General features: G+C 74.7%; 18 protein-coding genes. 12 read left to right on the top strand and 6 right to left on the bottom strand.

The window, feature by feature from the left end:
• The first annotated feature begins 82 nt into the window (after window positions 1-82).
• Window positions 83-286 carry a hypothetical protein gene (locus tag O7609_RS10355; protein ID WP_269734646.1) on the top strand — a complete coding sequence of 68 codons (204 nt, stop codon included), beginning with the start codon at window positions 83-85 and terminating at the stop codon, window positions 284-286.
• A 158-nt stretch (window positions 287-444) separates the two neighbouring features.
• Entirely contained in the window at window positions 445-1,263 is an 819-nt protein-coding gene (locus tag O7609_RS10350) for a VOC family protein (RefSeq protein ID WP_269734645.1), read from the top strand.
• Window positions 1,264-1,332: 69 nt separating this feature from the next.
• Here O7609_RS10350 and O7609_RS10345 read toward each other — a convergent pair whose 3' ends face one another.
• Window positions 1,333-1,614, bottom strand: a complete 282-nt coding sequence (locus O7609_RS10345) for an acyl carrier protein (RefSeq protein WP_269743448.1) — start codon at window positions 1,612-1,614, stop codon at window positions 1,333-1,335.
• 367 nt (window positions 1,615-1,981) lie between these two features.
• Here O7609_RS10345 and O7609_RS10340 point away from each other — a divergent pair, with 367 nt between their 5' ends.
• Window positions 1,982-2,416 (top strand): VOC family protein, encoded by a 435-nt coding sequence (locus O7609_RS10340; protein ID WP_269734643.1) that lies wholly within the window; start codon window positions 1,982-1,984, stop codon window positions 2,414-2,416.
• 136 nt (window positions 2,417-2,552) lie between these two features.
• Complete coding sequence (locus O7609_RS10335; RefSeq protein ID WP_269734642.1) at window positions 2,553-2,756, top strand: hypothetical protein; 204 nt, start codon at window positions 2,553-2,555, stop codon at window positions 2,754-2,756.
• Between the two features lie 76 nt (window positions 2,757-2,832).
• On the opposite strand, the gene O7609_RS10330 is transcribed toward O7609_RS10335, so the two are convergent.
• The 3 genes from O7609_RS10330 to O7609_RS10320 all read right to left on the bottom strand — a co-directional run bounded on the left by O7609_RS10330 (window position 2,833) and on the right by O7609_RS10320 (window position 6,726).
• Entirely contained in the window at window positions 2,833-3,243 is a 411-nt protein-coding gene (locus O7609_RS10330; RefSeq protein ID WP_269734641.1) for a four-helix bundle copper-binding protein, read from the bottom strand.
• A gap of 109 nt (window positions 3,244-3,352) precedes the next feature.
• A complete protein-coding gene (locus tag O7609_RS10325) occupies window positions 3,353-5,626 on the bottom strand; it encodes a protein kinase domain-containing protein (protein WP_269734640.1) in 2,274 nt (757 codons plus the stop codon).
• 194 nt (window positions 5,627-5,820) lie between these two features.
• Entirely contained in the window at window positions 5,821-6,726 is a 906-nt protein-coding gene (locus O7609_RS10320) for an RNA polymerase sigma factor SigF (protein WP_269737109.1), read from the bottom strand.
• Window positions 6,727-6,996: 270 nt separating this feature from the next.
• Between O7609_RS10320 and O7609_RS10315 the strand changes: the two genes are divergently transcribed.
• From O7609_RS10315 to O7609_RS10290, 6 genes are all read left to right on the top strand, one after another.
• Window positions 6,997-7,839, top strand: a complete 843-nt coding sequence (locus tag O7609_RS10315) for a VOC family protein (RefSeq protein ID WP_269734639.1) — start codon at window positions 6,997-6,999, stop codon at window positions 7,837-7,839.
• Window positions 7,840-8,005: 166 nt separating this feature from the next.
• Window positions 8,006-9,424, top strand: a complete 1,419-nt coding sequence (gene egtA, locus O7609_RS10310) for an ergothioneine biosynthesis glutamate--cysteine ligase EgtA (RefSeq protein ID WP_269743447.1) — start codon at window positions 8,006-8,008, stop codon at window positions 9,422-9,424.
• The gene (egtB, locus tag O7609_RS10305; RefSeq protein WP_269743446.1) at window positions 9,424-10,854 is read left to right on the top strand and encodes an ergothioneine biosynthesis protein EgtB; all 1,431 of its coding nucleotides are present in this window, start codon (window positions 9,424-9,426) and stop codon (window positions 10,852-10,854) included. Before egtA ends, egtB begins: the two co-directional genes overlap by 1 nt.
• Window positions 10,854-11,774: an ergothioneine biosynthesis protein EgtC gene (gene egtC / locus O7609_RS10300; protein WP_269743445.1), complete on the top strand. Its 921-nt coding sequence runs from the start codon at window positions 10,854-10,856 to the stop codon at window positions 11,772-11,774. The genes egtB and egtC overlap by 1 nt, the downstream gene beginning before the upstream one ends.
• Window positions 11,771-12,754: an L-histidine N(alpha)-methyltransferase gene (gene egtD, locus O7609_RS10295; protein ID WP_269734635.1), complete on the top strand. Its 984-nt coding sequence runs from the start codon at window positions 11,771-11,773 to the stop codon at window positions 12,752-12,754. The genes egtC and egtD overlap by 4 nt, the downstream gene beginning before the upstream one ends.
• Before the next feature lie 304 nt (window positions 12,755-13,058).
• Entirely contained in the window at window positions 13,059-13,613 is a 555-nt protein-coding gene (locus O7609_RS10290; protein ID WP_269734634.1) for an SRPBCC family protein, read from the top strand.
• Between the two features lie 150 nt (window positions 13,614-13,763).
• On the opposite strand, the gene O7609_RS10285 is transcribed toward O7609_RS10290, so the two are convergent.
• Both O7609_RS10285 and O7609_RS10280 read right to left on the bottom strand, forming a co-directional pair.
• Entirely contained in the window at window positions 13,764-14,831 is a 1,068-nt protein-coding gene (locus O7609_RS10285) for a rod shape-determining protein (RefSeq protein WP_269734633.1), read from the bottom strand.
• Window positions 14,832-15,009: 178 nt separating this feature from the next.
• The gene (locus tag O7609_RS10280; protein ID WP_269734632.1) at window positions 15,010-16,956 is read right to left on the bottom strand and encodes an ABC transporter ATP-binding protein; all 1,947 of its coding nucleotides are present in this window, start codon (window positions 16,954-16,956) and stop codon (window positions 15,010-15,012) included.
• A 199-nt stretch (window positions 16,957-17,155) separates the two neighbouring features.
• Here O7609_RS10280 and rpmG point away from each other — a divergent pair, with 199 nt between their 5' ends.
• Both rpmG and rpsR read left to right on the top strand, forming a co-directional pair.
• Window positions 17,156-17,293, top strand: coding sequence for a 50S ribosomal protein L33 (rpmG, locus tag O7609_RS10275; protein ID WP_269737108.1), 138 nt, complete (start codon window positions 17,156-17,158; stop codon window positions 17,291-17,293).
• 171 nt (window positions 17,294-17,464) lie between these two features.
• The gene (rpsR, locus tag O7609_RS10270) at window positions 17,465-17,704 is read left to right on the top strand and encodes a 30S ribosomal protein S18 (RefSeq protein WP_269737107.1); all 240 of its coding nucleotides are present in this window, start codon (window positions 17,465-17,467) and stop codon (window positions 17,702-17,704) included.
• Window positions 17,705-17,776: the final 72 nt, after the last annotated feature.

Raw genomic sequence — 17,776 nt, 5'->3', positions numbered from 1 at the left:
CACGGCTGTGCGAGCGACTGGTTGACGGAGGGTCAGGGTGATGGCGCCGTGGGTACGTACCGTGGAAAGGGAAGGCGGAGCGATGACAGCCAACCTGATCTGGGGCGGCCTCCTGCTGGCCGGCCTCGTCTACGAGATCCTCGCCCTGCGCAGCACGCGACGCGGGGACACCCTCTCCGAGCGGGTCCGGGCGTGGTTCCGGGTCCACACCCGGCCCGGCCGGGCGCTCTTCGCCGTGGCCTGGACGGGCTTCGCGGCCTGGTTCCTGGTCCACATCCTCGCCTGACCGGCGGTGCCGCGAGCCGCCCGCGCTCGCACCGACGCCTCCCGGCCCGCCCTCCGTCGGACGGGTGAGCCGGGAGGCGGTTGTCGGTGCCCGGTGGAAGCCTGGCGGGAGCGGGGACCGACGCGAAGAGGAACGAAGAGGAACAGGGAAACCACACCATGATCACGACTGACTACGTACCCGGCTCGCCGTGCTGGCTCGACCTGGGCGCGCCCGACATCGAGGCCGACACCGCCTTCTACGCCGCCGTTTTCGGCTGGGACACCGAGGGAATGGAGGGGCCCGACGGGGAGGTCGGGTTCGTGATGCTGAAGGAGGACGGCAAGTACGTCGGCGCCATCGGCAAGCTGGAGGAGAGGGACGCCCGTTCGGCCTGGATGCTCTACTTCCACACCGCGGACGCCGAGGCCACGACGCGGGCCGTCGAGCGGCTGGGCGGCACCGTGCGCGTCCCCCCGACGGAAATTCCGGGGGAGGGCAGGATGGCGCAGTACACCGACCCGCAGGGCGGCCAGTTCGCCGTCTTCCAGCCGGGGGCGGACGGCTCGTCGGGCCTTCAGCTCGTGGACGAGTCCAACAGCCTGTGCTGGACGGAGCTGATGACGCCGGACGCCGCCGGGGCCAGAGCGTTCTACGGGGAGCTGTTCGGCTGGAGCTTCAGCGACATGCCGATGCCGGGCGGGCAGGAGGGGACGTACACCATGCTGACCCCGGCCGGGCAGCCGGAGGAGCGGATGCACGGCGGCCTGATGGAACTGCCCGCCGAGGCCCTGGAGCTGACGGGCGGCCGGGCCTACTGGCACCCGGTGTTCGCCGTGGAGGACGTGGACGCGGCCCTGGGCCGGGCCCGGGAGAAGGGCGGCACGGTCCAGATGGGCCCCGAGGACGCCGAGGGCGTGGGCCGGCTGGCCGTCGTCGTGGACGGCTCGGGCGCCGACTTCGTGCTCCTCAAGCCGGAGCCGATGCCCGCGCGGTGACGGTCGCCGTGCGCGAGCCGTGCCGTGTGCCGCGCCGTGCCCTGGGTCTGCCCGCGGCCCGCGGCACGGTCACGCGCTCTCGCGGGCCGCACCGGCCTCGCGTGCCTCGCGTGCCTCGACAAGGGCGTCCGCCGCCCGGTCGAGGAGGTCGGCGGCCTCCGTCAGGTTGCAGGTGACGGGGAAGCGGTCCATGCGCAGCCCCGTGCGTTCCTCGATGACGGTGCTCAGCTCGGTGAGGGTGAGCGAGTCCATGTCCAGCTCGGCGAAGGTGGCGTCCGGGTGGAGGTTCATCCGGGGCAGGCCGAAGGTCTCGTGGAGGACCTCGACGAGGAAGTTCAGGGCCACAGACATCGCTTTCCCCTTCCGGGACGGGCACCGAGGCGGCGGTCCGGCGCTCCCCGCGGGGGTACCGGCACGCCAGCCCCACCATGGCGTCCGCCCGGCGCCGCCGCCGGGAGCGTCCGGCCCCCGGCCCGCCCGCTTCACCCTCGTGGGCCAAGCGGCGTCCGGCCCGGAACCCTCGGGCCGGGCGGCGGCACGGGTTACGGTCGGGAGCGTGACTGCCGGGTCCGGCGTGCGCCGCTCACGTATCGGGTGCCCGGCTCCGGCATGACCGCCCGGTGGGCCAGAGCCCCGCCGCGTCCTCCGTGTCCGCGACCCCGGCGCCCGCCGCGCGTGGCGCCCCCTCCAACGAACCCGGGACCGGAGTCAGTCACCGATGCCGCACGAAACCCAGCACCAGCACGCCGCCGAACGGCCCGCCGACGCCGTCGAGCTCAACCACACCATCGTCCACGCCCGTGACCGGCGGCGGTCGGCGGAGTTCCTCGCCGAGATCCTCGGGCTGAGCGTCGGCGCCCCGTTCGGGCCCTTTCTGCCCGTGGACCTCAGTAACGGCGTGACGCTCGACTACTACGAGGCAGGCCACGAGCCCGTCCAGTCGCAGCACTACGCCTTCCTCGTCCCCGAGGCCCGCTTCGACGCCGTGATCGCGCGGCTGGAGGCGGCCGGGGTCACCTACTACGCCGATCCGGGCCACACCGAACCGGGCCGCACCAACGATCTGTTCGGCGGCCGGGGCGCCTACTTCGACGACCCCGACGGCCACAACATGGAGATCCTGACCCGGCCCTACGTCCGCCCCGGGGAATAGGGCCTGACGGCCGCGTCTGGCCCGACGGGGTGGCACTTCGCCCCGTGCCCCTCGTTCGGAGCAGGAAAGGTGTGAAAAGAAAGATCAGGTGAAAAACGTCATGCGATCACTTTTCCCTCACTCCTTGGAGGAGAGCATGACGCGCATGCGTACCGTGGCCGCCGCTGCTGCCATCGCCGCCCTCGGGCTCATGGCGAGCGCCGGGACTGCCGCCGCCTGTGACCGGGGCGGCGACAAGCACGGCAACGAGACGACGACCGTCGTGAACGCCTGCAACTCGATCGGCCTGCAGGAAGGGCTGATCAACCTGTCCGGCGGGAACGTCTGCATCGACTTCTGACGTCACCGCCCACACGTCCGCCCCGGGCCGAACACCGGCCCGGGGCGGACGTGCGTCCACTCCTCCTCGGCGAGCGTCAGCCCATCTTGGCCAGCAGCTCGCGGCAGGCGGTCTCGCAGCGACGGCAGGTGTCGGCGCACACGCGGCAGTGCGCGTGCGCGGCGGCGTGCCGCTCGCACTCGTCGGCGCAGGCCCTGCAGGCCGTCGCGCAGGCTTCCAGCACGGCGCGCGTGATGTTGGCGTCGTAGCCGGTGTGCCGGGACAGCACCCGCCCGGTGGTGTCGCAGACGTCCGCGCAGTCGAGGTTGGTGCGGACGCACTTCCGCAGCTCGGCGACCCGCTCTTCGGACAGACACGAGTCCGCGCAGGAGGTACACGCCTCGGCGCAGGCGAAGCACTCCTCGATGCAGCGGACGAGCGCGACCCGGTCGACGTCGCCGAGCGACGCCGGGTACGTCTCCAGCATGTCCTTGGCCGGGGTGGCCATGAATCTCGCCTCCTTCGGATCGCCCCGGCGGCTCCGGGACTCACCCGGCCGGGTAACACGGTGCGGTCCCGCGAAACCCGTGGGACCACACCGTGCGGCACGTGGAGGGCTACTTCTTCAGCGTCGGCTCCGCGATGGCGCCGACGAGCGAGCTGTCACACCCGTCCGGGTCCATGTGGATGCGGATGCGCAGCACGTTGGTGACGTCGACGCTCATCTCGGCCGGGCGCCCGAGCGTGACGGCGCGGGTGGCGAGCTGCTTGCCCTGGGCGTTGCTGATCGTCAGCCGCATGTCCCGGCCCGCGGTGGAGGTGTCGGTGACGCCGGCGACGAAGGTCAGCGTCTTCCACTTCCGCTGGAGGTCGTACTCGATGACGGAGCCGCACGAGTCCTGGGTGACGAGGGCGTCGGCGTAGAACGTGGTGTCGATCGTCGCCGTGCCCTGCTTGTAGTCGCCCTCGTTCTTGACGGACTGGAGGAGGGTCAGCGGAATCTCGTCGCGGTCCTCCGGAATCACGGGCGGCTCCTCGCTGCCGGACGGGTCCGTCGGGAGGTCCGGCGCGGGGTTCTCGTCAGGGGCCGGTGTGGGCATCGGGGTCGGGTCCTCGGCCGGGTCCGTCGTGTCGCTCTCGTCCGGCTTCGGCTCCGCGCTCTCGCCGGTGCGCTTGTCCTCGGCAGCGGTCGTCGGCTCGCCGTTGTCCAGGAAGCGGCCCGCCGCGTACGTGCCGGCCCCGGCCACGAGCGCCACGGCGAGGACCACACCGGTGATGAGGACGCCGCGGCGGCGCTTCTTCTTCGGCTGCGGCGCGGTGGGGGCCGGCGCCGCCGTCGCCGCATAGCCGGACGGGTAGGGCTGCGGGGCGGGCGCCGCCCCGGAGTACGGTCCCGCGTGCTGGTACCCGGCGCCGCCCGCCGGATAGCCGTAGCCGGGAGCCGGTGGCTGCGCGGGGTCGGGCCGGGTGGCCGGGTGCGTGGCGTTCTCCCGGGCGACGGGCGTCCCCAGGGCGAAGGTCGGGTTGTCCGGGCGCGGCGCCGGCGCGGGGGTGGCGGCCGGTCCGGGACCGGGGGCCGGGGCGGGGTGCGGGTCCGGCGCCGTGGGAGCCGCCGGCGCGGCCGGTGCCGGTGCTGCGGGGGAGGACGCGGGGCCGCCCGGCGGGGCGTCCTGGAGCGCCGCGCTCTCGGAGGCGGCGTCGGGGGGCGGCGCGTCCTGCGGTGCCGACGGCTGCGGTGCCGACGGCTGCGGTGCCGCGTCCTGCGGGGCGGCGGGCACCTCGCCGGTGCCGTCCGGGCCGGGGGCCGCGGCGGCGGGCGGGGCCGAGGGTGCCGGCGTGTGGGCCGGTGGCGGGGGTGCCGCGGGCCTGGCCGGCGCGGGGGCGGCGCTCGGCGCCGGCGGAACCGCGGGCCTGGCCGGGACGGCCGCACCGGCGCCCGCCGCACCGGCAGCGCCCGCAGTGGCCGCGCCGGCCGCCGCTGCGCGGGACGTGGACGAGGCCGAGGTGGAGAACACCGCCTGGCGGAGGCGCTTGATCCATGTGGAGAGGCTGTCGGGGCGCGCCGCCGGGTCGGCGGAGAAGACGGCGAGCACCTCGTCGCGGGCCTCGTCGTCCTGTGCCGCCAGCGCGGGCAGGTCCCGGAACTGGCGCCGTAGCTGCTCGGGGGTGCTGGCGGGCGACTCGCCGGAGAGCAGGAAGTAGGCGATGGCGCCGAACGCGTACCGGTCGGTGGCCGGGGTGCGGCGCCCGTCGAACACCTCGGGCGCCGCGAAGCCGGGGGTGAACCAGACCTCGGCGGTGCGGTGCTCGGCGGTGAGCTTGCTCAGCCCGAAGTCGACGAGCGTGGCCTGCCCGTTGGCGTCGATCATGACGTTGCCGGGGGAGAGGTCGCCGTGCACGACGACGCGCCCGGAGGGCGTTCCCCTGCCCAGGTGCAGCCAGTCCAGGACCTCGGCGAGCTGCTCCAGGTAGCGCAGGGCGTCGCGGCGTTCGGCCGGGGTCTCCAGGGTGTGCTCGGCGCGCCAGTCCCGCAGGTCGAGGCCCTCGACGTGGTTCATGACCAGGCACAGCGCCCGCCCGGGCGGGGTGCCGGCCTCCCCGGCCTGATGCGGCGGCATGCCCTCGAAGTGCTCGCGGATGCCGACGACCCCGAGCCGGTGGACGAAGCGCAGCAGCTCGGCCTGTTCGCTCCAGCGGGAGCTGATCTTCGCGAACTCCTGCGGCCGCATGGTCTCCTGGGTGTCGAGCACCTTGACCACGACCGGTTCGGCGGCGCCGCCGAGCTGGATCTCGGCGAGGTACAGCACGGCCTCGCCGCCGCGTCCGATGGAGCGCAGAAGCCGGTAGCGGTCCGGTGCCGACTCAGGACCGATGTAGAGACTGGTGTCCAAATCTCCCCCGTAAGTGCCTCTCTGAGGTGGAGCCGTCCCCAACTCCCCCGAGCCGTTCCCCTGCCGGCCGCGCAGTTACTGTAGTTGACCCGACACGGGCGGAGGTTCCGACCCTGTGTCAGTTCTGCACTACGGCGCTGCAGGCGCCGGCAGGGGACGGGGGACGGGACGTCGGCGCAGGCCCCGGGGGACGGTCAGCGCTCGGTCAGGAGGCCTCTGCGCAGGGTGGCGAGGGTGCGGGACAGCAGCCGGGAGATGTGCATCTGGGACAGGCCGAGTTCGGCGCCGATCTGCGCCTGGGTCATCTCCTCGCCGAAGCGCATGCACAGGATGCGCTTCTCGCGTTCGCCGAGCCGGGCGATGAGCGGCCGGAGCGCCTGGATGTTCTCGATGCCCTCCAGCGCCGGGTCGAGCTCCCCGATGCGGTCGGCGATGCTCGGGCCGTTGCCGTGGTGGTCGCCGGGTTCCTCGGCGCCGGCGTCCAGGGAGCCCGCGGTGTAGCCGTTGCTGGCCACCAGGCCCTCGATGATCTCCTCCTCGCTCAGCCCGAGTCGCCGGGCCAGCTCGGCCGTCGTGGGGGACCGGCCGAGGCGCTGGGTGAGTTCGTCCCCGGCCTTGGCGAGGTCGATCCGCAGTTCCTGAAGCCTGCGGGGGACGCGGACCGACCAGCTCGTGTCACGGAAGAACCGTTTGATCTCGCCCATGATGTAGGGCACGGCGAAGGTGGTGAACTCCACGCCGCGGTACGGATCGAAGCGGTCGATGGCCTTGATCAGGCCGATCGTGCCCACCTGGATCATGTCCTCCGTCTCGCCGGCCCGGCTGCGGAAGCGGCGCGCGGCGTAGCGGACGAGCGAGAGGTTGATCTCGATGAGCGTGTTGCGGACGTACTGGTGTTCGGCCGTACCCTCATCCAGCGTGCGCAGCCGTTCGACGAACAGCCGGGTGAGCGCTCGGGCGTCCTCGGGGGCGACGGCGTGCGCCTCCCCCGAGTGCGGAAGATCGTCCGCTGCGGCCGTCGCGATCTCCTGTGTCGGGGCCGGTTCCACCCCGACGAACCCTTCTCGCGCGTTCTTCGACTGCCAGGCGGTTGCGTTCATGTTCACGAATGCCCTCCCCGGTCGCTTCGTGGACGGCGAGTCGCATACCCGCGATTTCCATGAACACACCAGGAAGATTGCCCCCACTCCAGAGGCGCGCGCCCGCGCGCACCGGCGCGGGCGCGCGCCGTACCCCTGCGGGTGCCCGGCGCGGGCGGACACCCGGACGGCCCTGCGGCGACGGCGGTCGGCCTGCGGGCGCGCCGGGGCGCCGTTACCGTGACCGGAAGCGGTTCTCCACCCGGGGGCCGGTGAGCGGAAGGCAGGACCATGCCCGCACGTCCCGAGGGCTTCCCCTGCTGGGCCGATGCGATGGTGAGCGACCTGAACGCGGCCGAGCACTTCTACGGCACGCTGTTCGGCTGGACGTTCGAGGGCAGCGCCGACGAGTTCGGCAACTACACGCAGGCCCGGTCGAACGGCGACGTCGTCGCCGCGCTCGTGCCGCAACTGCCCGGGCAGCAGGCGTGGCCCGTCGCGTGGAGCCTCTACTTCGCCGTCCGGGACGCGGACGCGACCGCGGCACGGGTGCGGGAACAGGGTGGCGAGATCCTGATGGAGCCCACGAGCATCGCCGACTACGGCCGCATGTTCGTGGCGCGCGACCCGGCCGGTGCCGTCTTCGGCGGATGGCAGGCCGGCATCCATCCCGGCTTCGCGAAGGTGGGCGTGCCGGGCGCGTACGCCTGGAGCGAGATCCGTACGCGGGACCCCGCCGCGGTCGACGCCTTCTACCCGGCCGTCTTCCCCATCGCCCCCCGGCACCCGCCCGACGCCGGGTCAGGCGCCGAGGGTGCCCAGGGTCCCGAGGGCGCCGGCGCGGACGGTGGGAAGGACGTGCTGCTGTGGGAGGTCGCGGGCGAGGCGGTCGGCGTGCGGCGCCGCGTGGCCGAGGACGCGTCGGCGGCGTCCGCGGCGGGCCCCCGGGTGGAGGTGTACTTCGCCGTGGCCGACGTCGACGAGGCCGTGGCCACGGTGGAGCGGCTCGGCGGCCGGGTGGGCCGGGGGCCGGTGGACAGCCCGTACGGCAGGCAGGCGAGCGTCACGGATCCGCAGGGCGCGGTGTTCGGGATCATCGACGCCGAGACCCGGGCCGGTGCGCCGCCCGGTTAGGCGGCGAGCCCCCCGGCCGTGCCGGGCGGGTGCCGGGCGTGAGTGCCTACCCGTTTCGACCCCAGGTCATGCGTATCCGATGTTTCACCCGACAGGCACGGCGGGCAGTAAGGGTGACTGTGTGCCCAGTGGGTCCCCATCGTCCGCCGTTCCGGGAGGAGTTGCCGTGGACACCGTGGTACAGAACGCCGACAGCGGCCCTGACCCCCGTCCCACCCCAGCCGCACCGACCAACCTCGCGTCCCCGCCCGTGGCGGGCTCGACCGCGGAGGCCCCGCCCGCGGACCGCGCCCGGGGGGCGGGCGCCGACACCGAACCACCGGGGGGCCGTCCGCCCTCCGACACCGCCGGGCTGACCGAGGCCGAGGCCGACGCCTACGTCCGCGGCATCTGCTTCAAGACCGGCCCGCCCCGCCGCGTCGGGGTCGAGCTGGAGTGGCACGTCCGCGACCGGGAGGACCCGGCCCGCGCCGCGCCCCCGGAGCTGCTCGACGCAGCCCTCGCCCCCTTCCAGCCCGGCGGGACCCCGGGACGACTGCCCGGTGGCGGCCGCCTCACCCGCGAGCCGGGCGGGCAGCTCGAACTGAGCAGCCCACCGGGGGAGTCGCTGGCCGACTGCGTGAGCCTGACCGCCACCGACCTCGCCGTCCTCCGGGAGGCGCTCGACGACGCCGGCGCCACCCTCCACGGACACGGCGTCAACCCGTACCACACCCCACCGCGGGTGCTGGACCACCCGCGGTACCGGGCCATGGAGGCCCACTTCGACCGGCTCGGTCCCTGGGGCCGGGCCATGATGCGCGGCACCGCCGCCGTCCAGATCAGCCTGGACGCCGGCGACGACGGCGACGGCCCCACCGGCTACCGGCAGCGCTGGGAGCTCGTCCACCGGCTCGGCCCCGTCCTCGTCGCCGCCTTCGCCAACTCCCCGCGCTGGAACGGCCGCCCCACCGGCTGGGCCTCCACCCGGCAGCGGATCTGGTATCACACCGACCCCCCGCGCACCCGCCCGCCGAGCGCGCATCGCCCGCCACGTGCCGAGTGGGCCCGCTACGCGCTCGACGCCCCCCTGCTGTGTCTGCGCCGGGGCCACGACGGGCCGGGCGCGGACTGGACGGCGCCACCGCGCCTCACGTTCCGCGACTGGCTGCGCGGCGACTGTGCCGAACGTCCCCCGACCCGCGCCGACCTGGACTACCACCTCAGCACCCTCTTCCCCCCGGTGCGCCCGCGCGGCTGGCTGGAGCTGCGCATGATCGACGCTCAGCCCGGGGACGGCTGGATCGCGGCCACCGCCGTCGCCGCCACGCTGCTCGACGACCCGGACGCGGCGGCCGAGGCCCGGGCCGTCACCGAGCCGCTCGCCGCCCGGCCGCCCGGCCCGGGGCTGTGGCTGCGAGCGGCCCGCCACGGCCCGGCCGACCCGCTGCTCGGGCCCGCGGTGCGCGGCTGCGTGGCCGCCGCCGAGGCCGCGCTCGCCAAGAGCGCGCCGGGCGGCGCCGCGCACCGGGCCGTCGCCGAGTTCGCCGAGCGCTACGCCGACCGGGGCCGCTGCCCCGCCGACGTCCACCGAGGAGCCGCCTGATGTCCGCCACGCCGCACGCACCCTCGAACCCCGGCACCGCGAGCACGGGCCCGCGCACCGCCCCCGCGCCGGGGGCCTCCGTCGCCCCCGCGCCGCCACCCGGCGTGGGGCCCGAGGCCCTGCGCCGCCGCGCGCTCGACGCGCTCGGGGCCGCCCGCTCCCGCACGCTGGGCCTCGTCGACTGCCTGGACGAGGCCGGGCTCACCGCCCAGCACTCCCCGCTCATGTCCCCCCTCGTGTGGGACCTGGCGCATATCGGCAACCAGGAGGATCTGTGGCTGTTGCGCCAGGCGGGCGGCGGGCAGGGGATCAGGCCCGACCTCGATCCCGTCTACGACGCCTTTCGCACCCCGCGCGCCGACCGCCCGGCGCTGCCGATGCTGCCGCCGGAGCAGGCCCGCGCGTACGTCGCCGAGGTCCGCGACCGGGCGCTCGCGGTGCTCGCCGGTGCCGACCCGAACGCGGCGGAGCCGCTGACCCGCTCGGCGTTCGTCTTCGGGATGATCGCCCAGCACGAGCAGCAGCACGACGAGACGATGCTCGCCACCCACCAACTGCGCCGCGGCCCCGCCGTCCTGCACGCCGAGCCGCCGCCGGCCGCGCCCGCCGGGGAGCGCCTGCCCGGCGAGGTCCTCGTCCCCGGCGGCCCGTTCACCATGGGCACCGACGACGAGCCGTGGGCCCTGGACAACGAGCGCCCCGCCCACCGGGTCGACGCGCCCGCCTTCTGGCTGGACACCACACCCGTCACGGGCGCCGCCTACCTCGCGTTCATCGACGACGGCGGATACGAGGACCCGCGCTGGTGGCACCCCGAGGGCTGGGCCCACGTGCGCCGGACGGGGCTGCGCGCCCCGCTGTTCTGGCGTCGCGACGAGGACGGCCGGTGGACGCGCCGCCGCTTCGGCCACGTCGAGCCGGTGCCGCTGGACCGCCCGGTGGTGCACGTGAGCTGGTACGAGGCCGACGCCTACGCCCGCTGGGCGGGGCGTCGGCTGCCCACGGAGGCCGAGTGGGAGAAGGCCGCCCGCCACGACCCGGCCACGGGCCGCTCGCACCGCTACCCGTGGGGCGACGCCGACCCGGGCCCCGACCACGCCAACCTGGGCCAGCGGCATCTGGAGCCTGCCCCGGCCGGTGCCTACCCGCCGGGGCAGGCGCCCTGCGGCGCCCGGCAACTGCTCGGTGACGTCTGGGAGTGGACGGCCTCGGACTTCACCGGCTACCCGGGTTTCCGGGCCTTCCCCTACCGTGAGTACTCGGAGGTGTTCTTCGGTTCCGAGTACAAGGTGCTGCGCGGCGGCTCGTTCGGCACCGCACACGTCGCCTGCCGGTCCACGTTCCGCAACTGGGACTACCCGGTGCGGCGGCAGATCTTCGCCGGCTTCCGCACGGCGCGGGACGCCGGGCCAGGGGAAGGAGCTTCCTGATGTGCCGTCATCTGGCCTATCTGGGACCGCCGGTGCCGCTGGCCCGGCTGCTCACCGAGACGAGGCACGGCCTGTACGAGCAGTCGTGGGCGCCGCGCCGGCAGCGGCACGGCACCGTCAACGCCGACGGCTTCGGCGTGGGCTGGTACCCGGACGGCCCGGACTGCGCGGGCGGCGAGGGCGGCCCCGACGGACCAGGCGGGCACGGGGCGCATCCCGCCCGCTACCGCCGCGCCGTCCCGATCTGGGCCGACGGCAACCTGCCGGACCTGGCCCGGACGATCCGCAGCCACGCCGTGCTCGCCGCCGTGCGCGACGCCACCGCGGGGACGACGCAGGACGAGAGCGCCGCGGCGCCCTACGCGGACGGCCCCTGGCTGTTCAGCCACAACGGCTCCGTCCCCGACTGGACCCGCCTCGCCGACGAGCCCGCCCTGCGCCCGGCGCCCGCCGACCTCCTCGCCATGGAGGCCCGCTGCGACACGGCACTGCTGTGGACGCTGGCGCGCACCCGGCTGCGCTCCGGTCAGCCGGCCGGGCGCGTCCTGGCGGAGCTGGTCCTCGCCGTGGCCGCCGTCCGTCCGTCGGCACGCCTCAACTTCCTGCTCACCGACGGCCGCACCGTCACGGCCACCCGCTTCGGGGACACGCTGTGGTACCGGCGGGGCGAGGACGCCGTGACGGTGGCCTCCGAGCCGGACGCCGCCGAGGGTTGGTGCGAGGTGCCGGAGGACTCCCTGCTGGTCGCCACGCCCGCCGCGGTCCGCACGACCCCGCTGGCCGAGGCCCGCGCGGCCTCCCTCACCGGACCCTTCAGCGCAGATCCGCCCGTCGGCCCCGCGCCGGGACGGGACGCGGCCCGCGTCCCGGAGACCGCGGTCGCCGCCCCGGAGCTCTTCGAGAGGACACGCACGCCATGACCACCAGCCCCGACGGCTTCAGCCTCACCCGCCGTCTCGCCGCCGACCACCAGACCGAGGCCCTGCGCTCCGACGTCCTCAAGGGGCTCACCGGCCGGCCGAAGACGCTGCCGCCCAAGTGGTTCTACGACCGGCGCGGCAGTGAACTCTTCGAGCAGATCACCCGGTTGCCGGAGTACTACCCCACCCGCGCCGAGCAGGAGATCCTGGAGGAGCATGCCGAGGAGATCGCCGCCGCGGCGCCCGCGCGCACGCTCGTGGAGCTGGGCTCCGGTTCCTCCAGCAAGACGCGGCTCCTGCTGGACGCCCTGACCGCGCGCGGCGGCCTTGAGCTGTACGCGCCGCTGGACGTCAGCGAGGACGCCCTGGCCGCGGCGGGGCAGGTCCTCGCCGTCGACTACCCGGAGCTGACGGTGGAGGCGGCCGTCACCGACTACGAGGTGGACCTCACCCTGCCCGGCGAGGCCCCCCGGCTCGTCGCCTTCCTCGGCGGCACCCTCGGCAACCTGGACGCGGCCGGGCGCCGGGCCTTCTACGCCACGCTGCGCTCGCAACTGGGCCCCGGAGACGGGCTGCTGCTCGGCGCCGACCTGGTCAAGCCCGCCGAGGTCCTCGTCCCCGCCTACGACGACGCGCAGGGCGTCACGGCCGAGTTCAACAAGAACGTCCTGGAGGTCCTCAACCGGGAGCTGGGAGCCACGTTCGACACGGACGCCTTCGACCACCGAGCCCTGTGGAACGAGGAGGAGTCTCGCATCGAGATGCGGCTGCGCTCCCGCTTCGCCCAGTCGGTCGCCGTCCCCGCGCTGGACCTGACCGTCGAGTTCGAGCGGGGCGAGGAGCTGCGGACGGAGATCTCGGTGAAGTTCCGCCGCGAGGAGCTGACCCGGGAGCTGGCGGCCTCCGGCTTCGCCCTGCGCCACTGGTGGACGGACTCCGAGTCGCGCTTCGCGCTCCTGCTGGCCGAGCCGGAGGGCTGAGGCGGAGAGCTGGGGCGGAAGGCTGAGGCGGGGCGCTCGGGCAGGGCGCCCGGGCGGGGCGCTCGCACCCCCGCGCGAACGGCGGCACCGGGCCGGGCCCGGTGCCGCCGTTCGCGTGCTCGTCGGGGCGGGAGCGCGGACCGGCGGACGGGGCCGGACGCGGGGCACGGGGGGCGTCGCCCGAACGGGTCAACCAGACGGGACACAGCACCCGTAGCACCGCAGCCTGGAAGCACACAGGTACACCCGGGTCGGGAGCGGGTGCGCGTCCCTTCGGCGCGTGCCGTGCGCAGGAGGTGCCGCGATGCCGCAGGTGCAGGTCTACGTCTCGATTCCGCTACCCGTCGACGAGGTCTTCGTTTTCCTGGCCGACGGGCGGAATCTGCCGCGCTGGCACTCCGGCGTCATCGAGATCCGCGGTACCGATCCCTTCGGCCCCGCCTACGGGAACGGCTGCGCGTACCGCTACCGGTTCCCCGGCCGGCACCGCGACTTCCGGCTCGAGTGCTGCGCCTACGAGCGGTACCGCAGGATCGGCTTCCTCGGGCAGCGCATGTGGACGCCCCTGGGCAGCCAGGTCCCGCGCTACGACTTCCGCCTCTGGCCCCAGGGCGCGGGCTGCCGGGTGGGCGTGCAGGTGACGTCCTGGCTCACCGGAGGCATGCTCGCGCTCTGGCCGGTGGTGGCGTTCGGCTGGCGCCGCGATCTGCCGGAGGACGTGCAGCGGCTCCACGAGGTGCTGACCGGCACCGAGGGGACGGCGGACGTCGGCTTCGACCCCGGCTCCGGGGCCATCGGGCCGCAGCCCCGGCCCGCGCTCGCCGGCCGACGGTTCAGCCGCAGCAGGTCCCTGTCATAGCCCGCCCGTTCGCGGGCGTCCCGCCGGGGAAGCCCCGGCCCACTCCCGGGAAGGCCCGCCCCCGGGGAGCCCCGCCCCCGGGGAGCCCCGCCCTCGGGGAGCCCCGCCTCGGGGAGCCCCGTCCCCGCCCCGAGCGGGCGGGGACGGTGGTCAGCGCGGGCCGTCGAGACTGTCCAGGGCGTTCAGGGAGGGGATGAGGAGCGGGCGCGCGGCGCCCTCCATCATCGCCGTCACGCCGTTGATCGCGCCGGCTGCCGGGTCCTCGGCGACGCCCACGGTCATGGATGTCGACTGGCGCAGCCGGTCCGCGAGGCCGGGCAGCTCGGCGTAGTCGCCGGCCAGCATGATGCCGCGGTCGGCGAGGTCGGCCACCAGGTCGGGCGGGCAGCGGTGCAGGATGCCCCGGATCGTGTCCACGACCGCCATGAGCGGGGCGTGCGTCGCGGTGAGGAGGTCCGGAGCACCGACGCGGATCAGCCGGGCCAGCCCCGTGCCCGCGTCGCGGCCGTGGACGACGAGGCCGTCCCCGTCGCCCGAGTGCCCGCCCGTCTCCGCCGCCACCGCCTCGGCGTGCAGGGTCCGCACCGTCTCCGAGGGGACGGTGATCCCGTGGTGGTTGCGCAGGTGGCGGCCGATGGCGGTGTAGAGGGTCTCGCCGCCGACGCCGACCCGGCCCGCCGCGACGATCGCGCCCAGCGAGAGCACCGCGACGTGGGTGGTGTCGGCGCAGCACAGGACGATCATCGTCGCCTCGGGCTGCTCCGCGGGGAGCCCGCAGCCGACGGCCGCGGCCACGAGCGTGTCGACCAGCTCCACCCGCCGGCAGCCCAGCCCGGTGAGGGTCTCGACCGCGGAGCGCTGGGCGAGCGGGTCGGCGTCGTGCGGCACGCACATGGCGGCGCGCAGCAGCGGCCGACGCCGCCAGGCCCGGCGGACCTTCTCCCCGACCATGGCCCGCAGCATGCGCTGCGCCATCCGGACGTCGTGCACCGTCCCGTCGGCGATGGGACGGACCACCCGGATGTGCGGGGGCGTGCGGCCGTGCATCCGCCGGGCCGGGGTGCCCACGGCCATGAGCGCGCCGGAACGGGTGTCGACGGCGACGACGGAGGGCTCGTCCACGACGACGCCGGACTGCCGGAGGTAGACCCGGGTCCGGTCGGCGCCCAGGTCGACGGCGACGGTGCAGCGGCGCAGTTGCTCGTAGCTGAAGTTCACGGCGCTCTTTCTCCCCGCGCGAGGTGACAGGTGCCCTTATCGTCCGCGCGACGCCGCGGCCCCGCGCGCGGGGCTGAGCCGTACGGATCACGACACCACCCCGATCGGCCAGCGGCGGTCTGACGAGGCGTCGGTTCGCGCCGCCGCCGCGGCCGTCGGGGTGTGTGTCTCCGGTCCGTCAGGAGCCGAAGGCGGCCGGGGTGCCGGATGCTTTCGGCGCGTCCGGGGTCTCCCGCGTGCCCGGGGCCTCGGGCACGCCCGGGTCCCCGCCGCCGAACTGGGTGCGGTGCAGCTCGGCGTAGCGGCCGGAGCGGGCGAGCAGCTCGTCGTGGGTGCCGCGCTCCACGATGCGGCCCGCTTCGAGGACGAGGATCTGGTCGGCCTGCCGGATGGTGGACAGCCGGTGGGCGATGACGACGGCGGTGCGCCCGGCCAGCGCCTCGGTGAGGGCTTCCTGCACGGCGGCCTCGGAGGTGGTGTCCAGGTGAGCCGTGGCCTCGTCCAGGATCACGACGCGGGGCCGGGCGAGGAGCAGCCGGGCGATGGTGAGGCGCTGCCGTTCGCCGCCGGAGAGCCGGTAGCCGCGTTCGCCGACGACCGTGTCCAGGCCGTCGGGCAGGGAGGCGACCAGCTCGTCCAGCCGCGCCCGGCGCAGCGCGTCCCACAGCTCGTCCTCGGCCGCCTCGGGCCGGGGGAGGAGGAGGTTGGCGCGGATGGTGTCGTGGAAGAGGTGGCCGTCCTGGGTCACCATGCCGACGGTGTGTCGCAGCGAACGGGCCGTCAGCCCGCGTACGTCCGCCCCGCCGACGCGGACGGCACCCTCGTCGACGTCGTACAGCCGGGCCGCCAGCTGGGCGATGGTGGACTTCCCGGCCCCGGAGGAGCCGACCAGGGCCACCAGCTGGCCGGGCTCGGCGCGGAAGGAGACGTCGTGCAGGACCCGCTCGCCGCCGCGGGAGTCCAGCGTCGCGACCTCCTCCAGGGAGGCGAGGGAGACGGCGTCGGCGGCCGGGTAGGAGAAGTCGACGGCGTCGAACTCGATGGACGCGGGCCCCTCGGGCGCGGGGACGGCGTCGGGCGCCTCCTGGATCAGCGGTTCGAGGTCGAGCACCTCGAAGACGCGCTGGAAGCTGACGAGCGCGGTCATGACCTCGACCCGGGCGCCGGCCAGCGCGGTGAGCGGGGCGTAGAGGCGGGTGAGGAGGAGAGCGAGCGAGACGACGGTCCCGGCCGCGAGCCCGCCGCCGACGGCGAGCCAGCCGCCGACCCCGTAGACGAGGGCGAGCGCGAGCGCGGAGACGAGGGTCAGCGCGGTGACGAAGGACATCTGGAGCATGGCGATCCGCACCCCGATGTCACGCACCCGCCCCGCCCGCCGCAGGAACTCGGCGGACTCCTCCTCGGGGCGGCCGAAGAGCTTCACCAGCGTGGCGCCGGGCGCGGAGAACCGTTCCGTCATCTGCGTGCTCATCACCGCGTTGTGGTCGGCCGCCTCCCGGGAGAGCCGGGCGAGCCGGGTGCCCATGCGCCGGGCCGGGAGGACGAAGACGGGCAGCAGGACGAGGGAGAGCAGCGTGATCTGCCAGGACAGCCGCAGCATCACGCCGAGCGTCAGCAGCAGGGTGACGACGTTGGAGACCAGCCCGGAGAGGGTGTCGCTGAAGGCCCGCTGCGCGCCGATGACGTCGTTGTTGAGCCTGCTGACCAGGGCGCCGGTGCGGGTGCGGGTGAAGAAGGCGACCGGCATGCGCTGGACGTGGTCGTAGACCGCGCTGCGCAGGTCGAGGATGAGGCCCTCGCCGATCCGGGCGGACAGCCAGCGCGTCAGCAGCCCGATCCCGGCCTCCGTGAGGGCGATCAGCGCGATCAGAACGGCCAGCAGCACGACGGCCCTGCGGTCCTCCCCCTCGACGATGACGTTGACCACCCGCCCCGCGAGCAGCGGCGTGGCCACCGCGAGCCCGGCGGCGAGGGTGCTGAAGGCGAGGAAGAGCCCGATCAGCCGCCGGTGGGGGCGGGCGAACCGGGCGATGCGCCGGAGGGTGGCTCTGGAGAAGGGGCGTTGGTCCTCGGCGGCGTGGCGGGCGTTGTACAGGGCGTGCCAAGCGGTCATCTGCATGGACATGGGGCCTCCGGCGCGACGGGCGGACTCGACACGGTCGACGCTAGAAGGTGAACCAAGCTGGAGGTCAAGCTTTTTCCGCGGACTCGCCGGAACGGCGAGGGCCCCGGGGCCGGGTGGGGAGGCTGCTCGGCCCCTTGGCCCGGTACGCGCGCGTCCCGACGTTCGGTGCGGCCGGCCGGGCCGCTACCAGCTCGACGTCATCAAGCTCAGGTCCACCGCCGGCACCGGCTACACGTACGTGACGCGCAAGAACCGGCGGAACGACCCGGACCGGCTGACGCTGTGCAAGCACGACCCCGTCGTGGGACGTCACGTCGACTTCCGCGAGGAGCGCTGACCGCGCGCGAGCACCGGGCCGTGCGTCGCCCCGACCGCGAGCCCCGGCCATGCGCCCCGGCCGCGAGTGCCGGGCCGCGAGGTGCCGGGACGCGCGCGAGCGCACGGTGAACGCCGGTCTCCTGGAAACCCGTCCCCGATGGCCCCGCCCATCCCGACCGAAGGACCGCTGATGCCCCGTCGGCGTGCGGACGCGCGCAAGCCCGCCCGTCCGCTCCCTAATCCGCTGGACACCGCCGGGATCACCTATATCGACTACAAAGACACCGACCTGTTGAGAAAGTTCGTATCCGACCGGGGAAAGATCCGCAGCCACCGGGTGACGCGGGTCACCGCACAGCAGCGGCGGCAGCTCGCCCGGGCCATCAAGAACGCTCGGGAAATGGGTCTGTTGCCCTACTGCTCGCGCTGAGTGCCGGGTTTGTGCGGACCGGTGCGGGGAACCCGAATGCCGCGCGACGCGTCTACGGGTGCGTGGGGGGAG

Origin of the sequence: Streptomyces sp. WMMC1477 (genome assembly GCF_027460245.1) — a bacterium.
Taxonomy (GTDB): Bacteria; Actinomycetota; Actinomycetes; order Streptomycetales; family Streptomycetaceae; genus Streptomyces.
The sequence above is the reverse complement of the archived record's forward strand: the minus strand, read 5'-3'. Positions and strand labels throughout refer to the sequence as shown.

Excerpts from the sequence above, each read along its gene's own strand:
- O7609_RS10355 (WP_269734646.1), top strand. The coding sequence starts at position 83 with ATGACAGCCAACCTGATCTGGGGCGGCCTCCTGCTGGCCGGCCTCGTC.
- O7609_RS10350 (WP_269734645.1), top strand. The coding sequence starts at position 445 with ATGATCACGACTGACTACGTACCCGGCTCGCCGTGCTGGCTCGACCTG.
- O7609_RS10345 (WP_269743448.1), bottom strand. The coding sequence starts at position 1,614 with ATGTCTGTGGCCCTGAACTTCCTCGTCGAGGTCCTCCACGAGACCTTC.
- O7609_RS10340 (WP_269734643.1), top strand. The coding sequence starts at position 1,982 with ATGCCGCACGAAACCCAGCACCAGCACGCCGCCGAACGGCCCGCCGAC.
- O7609_RS10335 (WP_269734642.1), top strand. The coding sequence starts at position 2,553 with ATGACGCGCATGCGTACCGTGGCCGCCGCTGCTGCCATCGCCGCCCTC.
- O7609_RS10330 (WP_269734641.1), bottom strand. The coding sequence starts at position 3,243 with ATGGCCACCCCGGCCAAGGACATGCTGGAGACGTACCCGGCGTCGCTC.
- O7609_RS10320 (WP_269737109.1), bottom strand. The coding sequence starts at position 6,726 with ATGAACGCAACCGCCTGGCAGTCGAAGAACGCGCGAGAAGGGTTCGTC.
- O7609_RS10315 (WP_269734639.1), top strand. The coding sequence starts at position 6,997 with ATGCCCGCACGTCCCGAGGGCTTCCCCTGCTGGGCCGATGCGATGGTG.
- egtB (WP_269743446.1), top strand. The coding sequence starts at position 9,424 with ATGTCCGCCACGCCGCACGCACCCTCGAACCCCGGCACCGCGAGCACG.
- egtC (WP_269743445.1), top strand. The coding sequence starts at position 10,854 with ATGTGCCGTCATCTGGCCTATCTGGGACCGCCGGTGCCGCTGGCCCGG.
- egtD (WP_269734635.1), top strand. The coding sequence starts at position 11,771 with ATGACCACCAGCCCCGACGGCTTCAGCCTCACCCGCCGTCTCGCCGCC.
- O7609_RS10290 (WP_269734634.1), top strand. The coding sequence starts at position 13,059 with ATGCCGCAGGTGCAGGTCTACGTCTCGATTCCGCTACCCGTCGACGAG.
- O7609_RS10280 (WP_269734632.1), bottom strand. The coding sequence starts at position 16,956 with ATGTCCATGCAGATGACCGCTTGGCACGCCCTGTACAACGCCCGCCAC.
- rpsR (WP_269737107.1), top strand. The coding sequence starts at position 17,465 with ATGCCCCGTCGGCGTGCGGACGCGCGCAAGCCCGCCCGTCCGCTCCCT.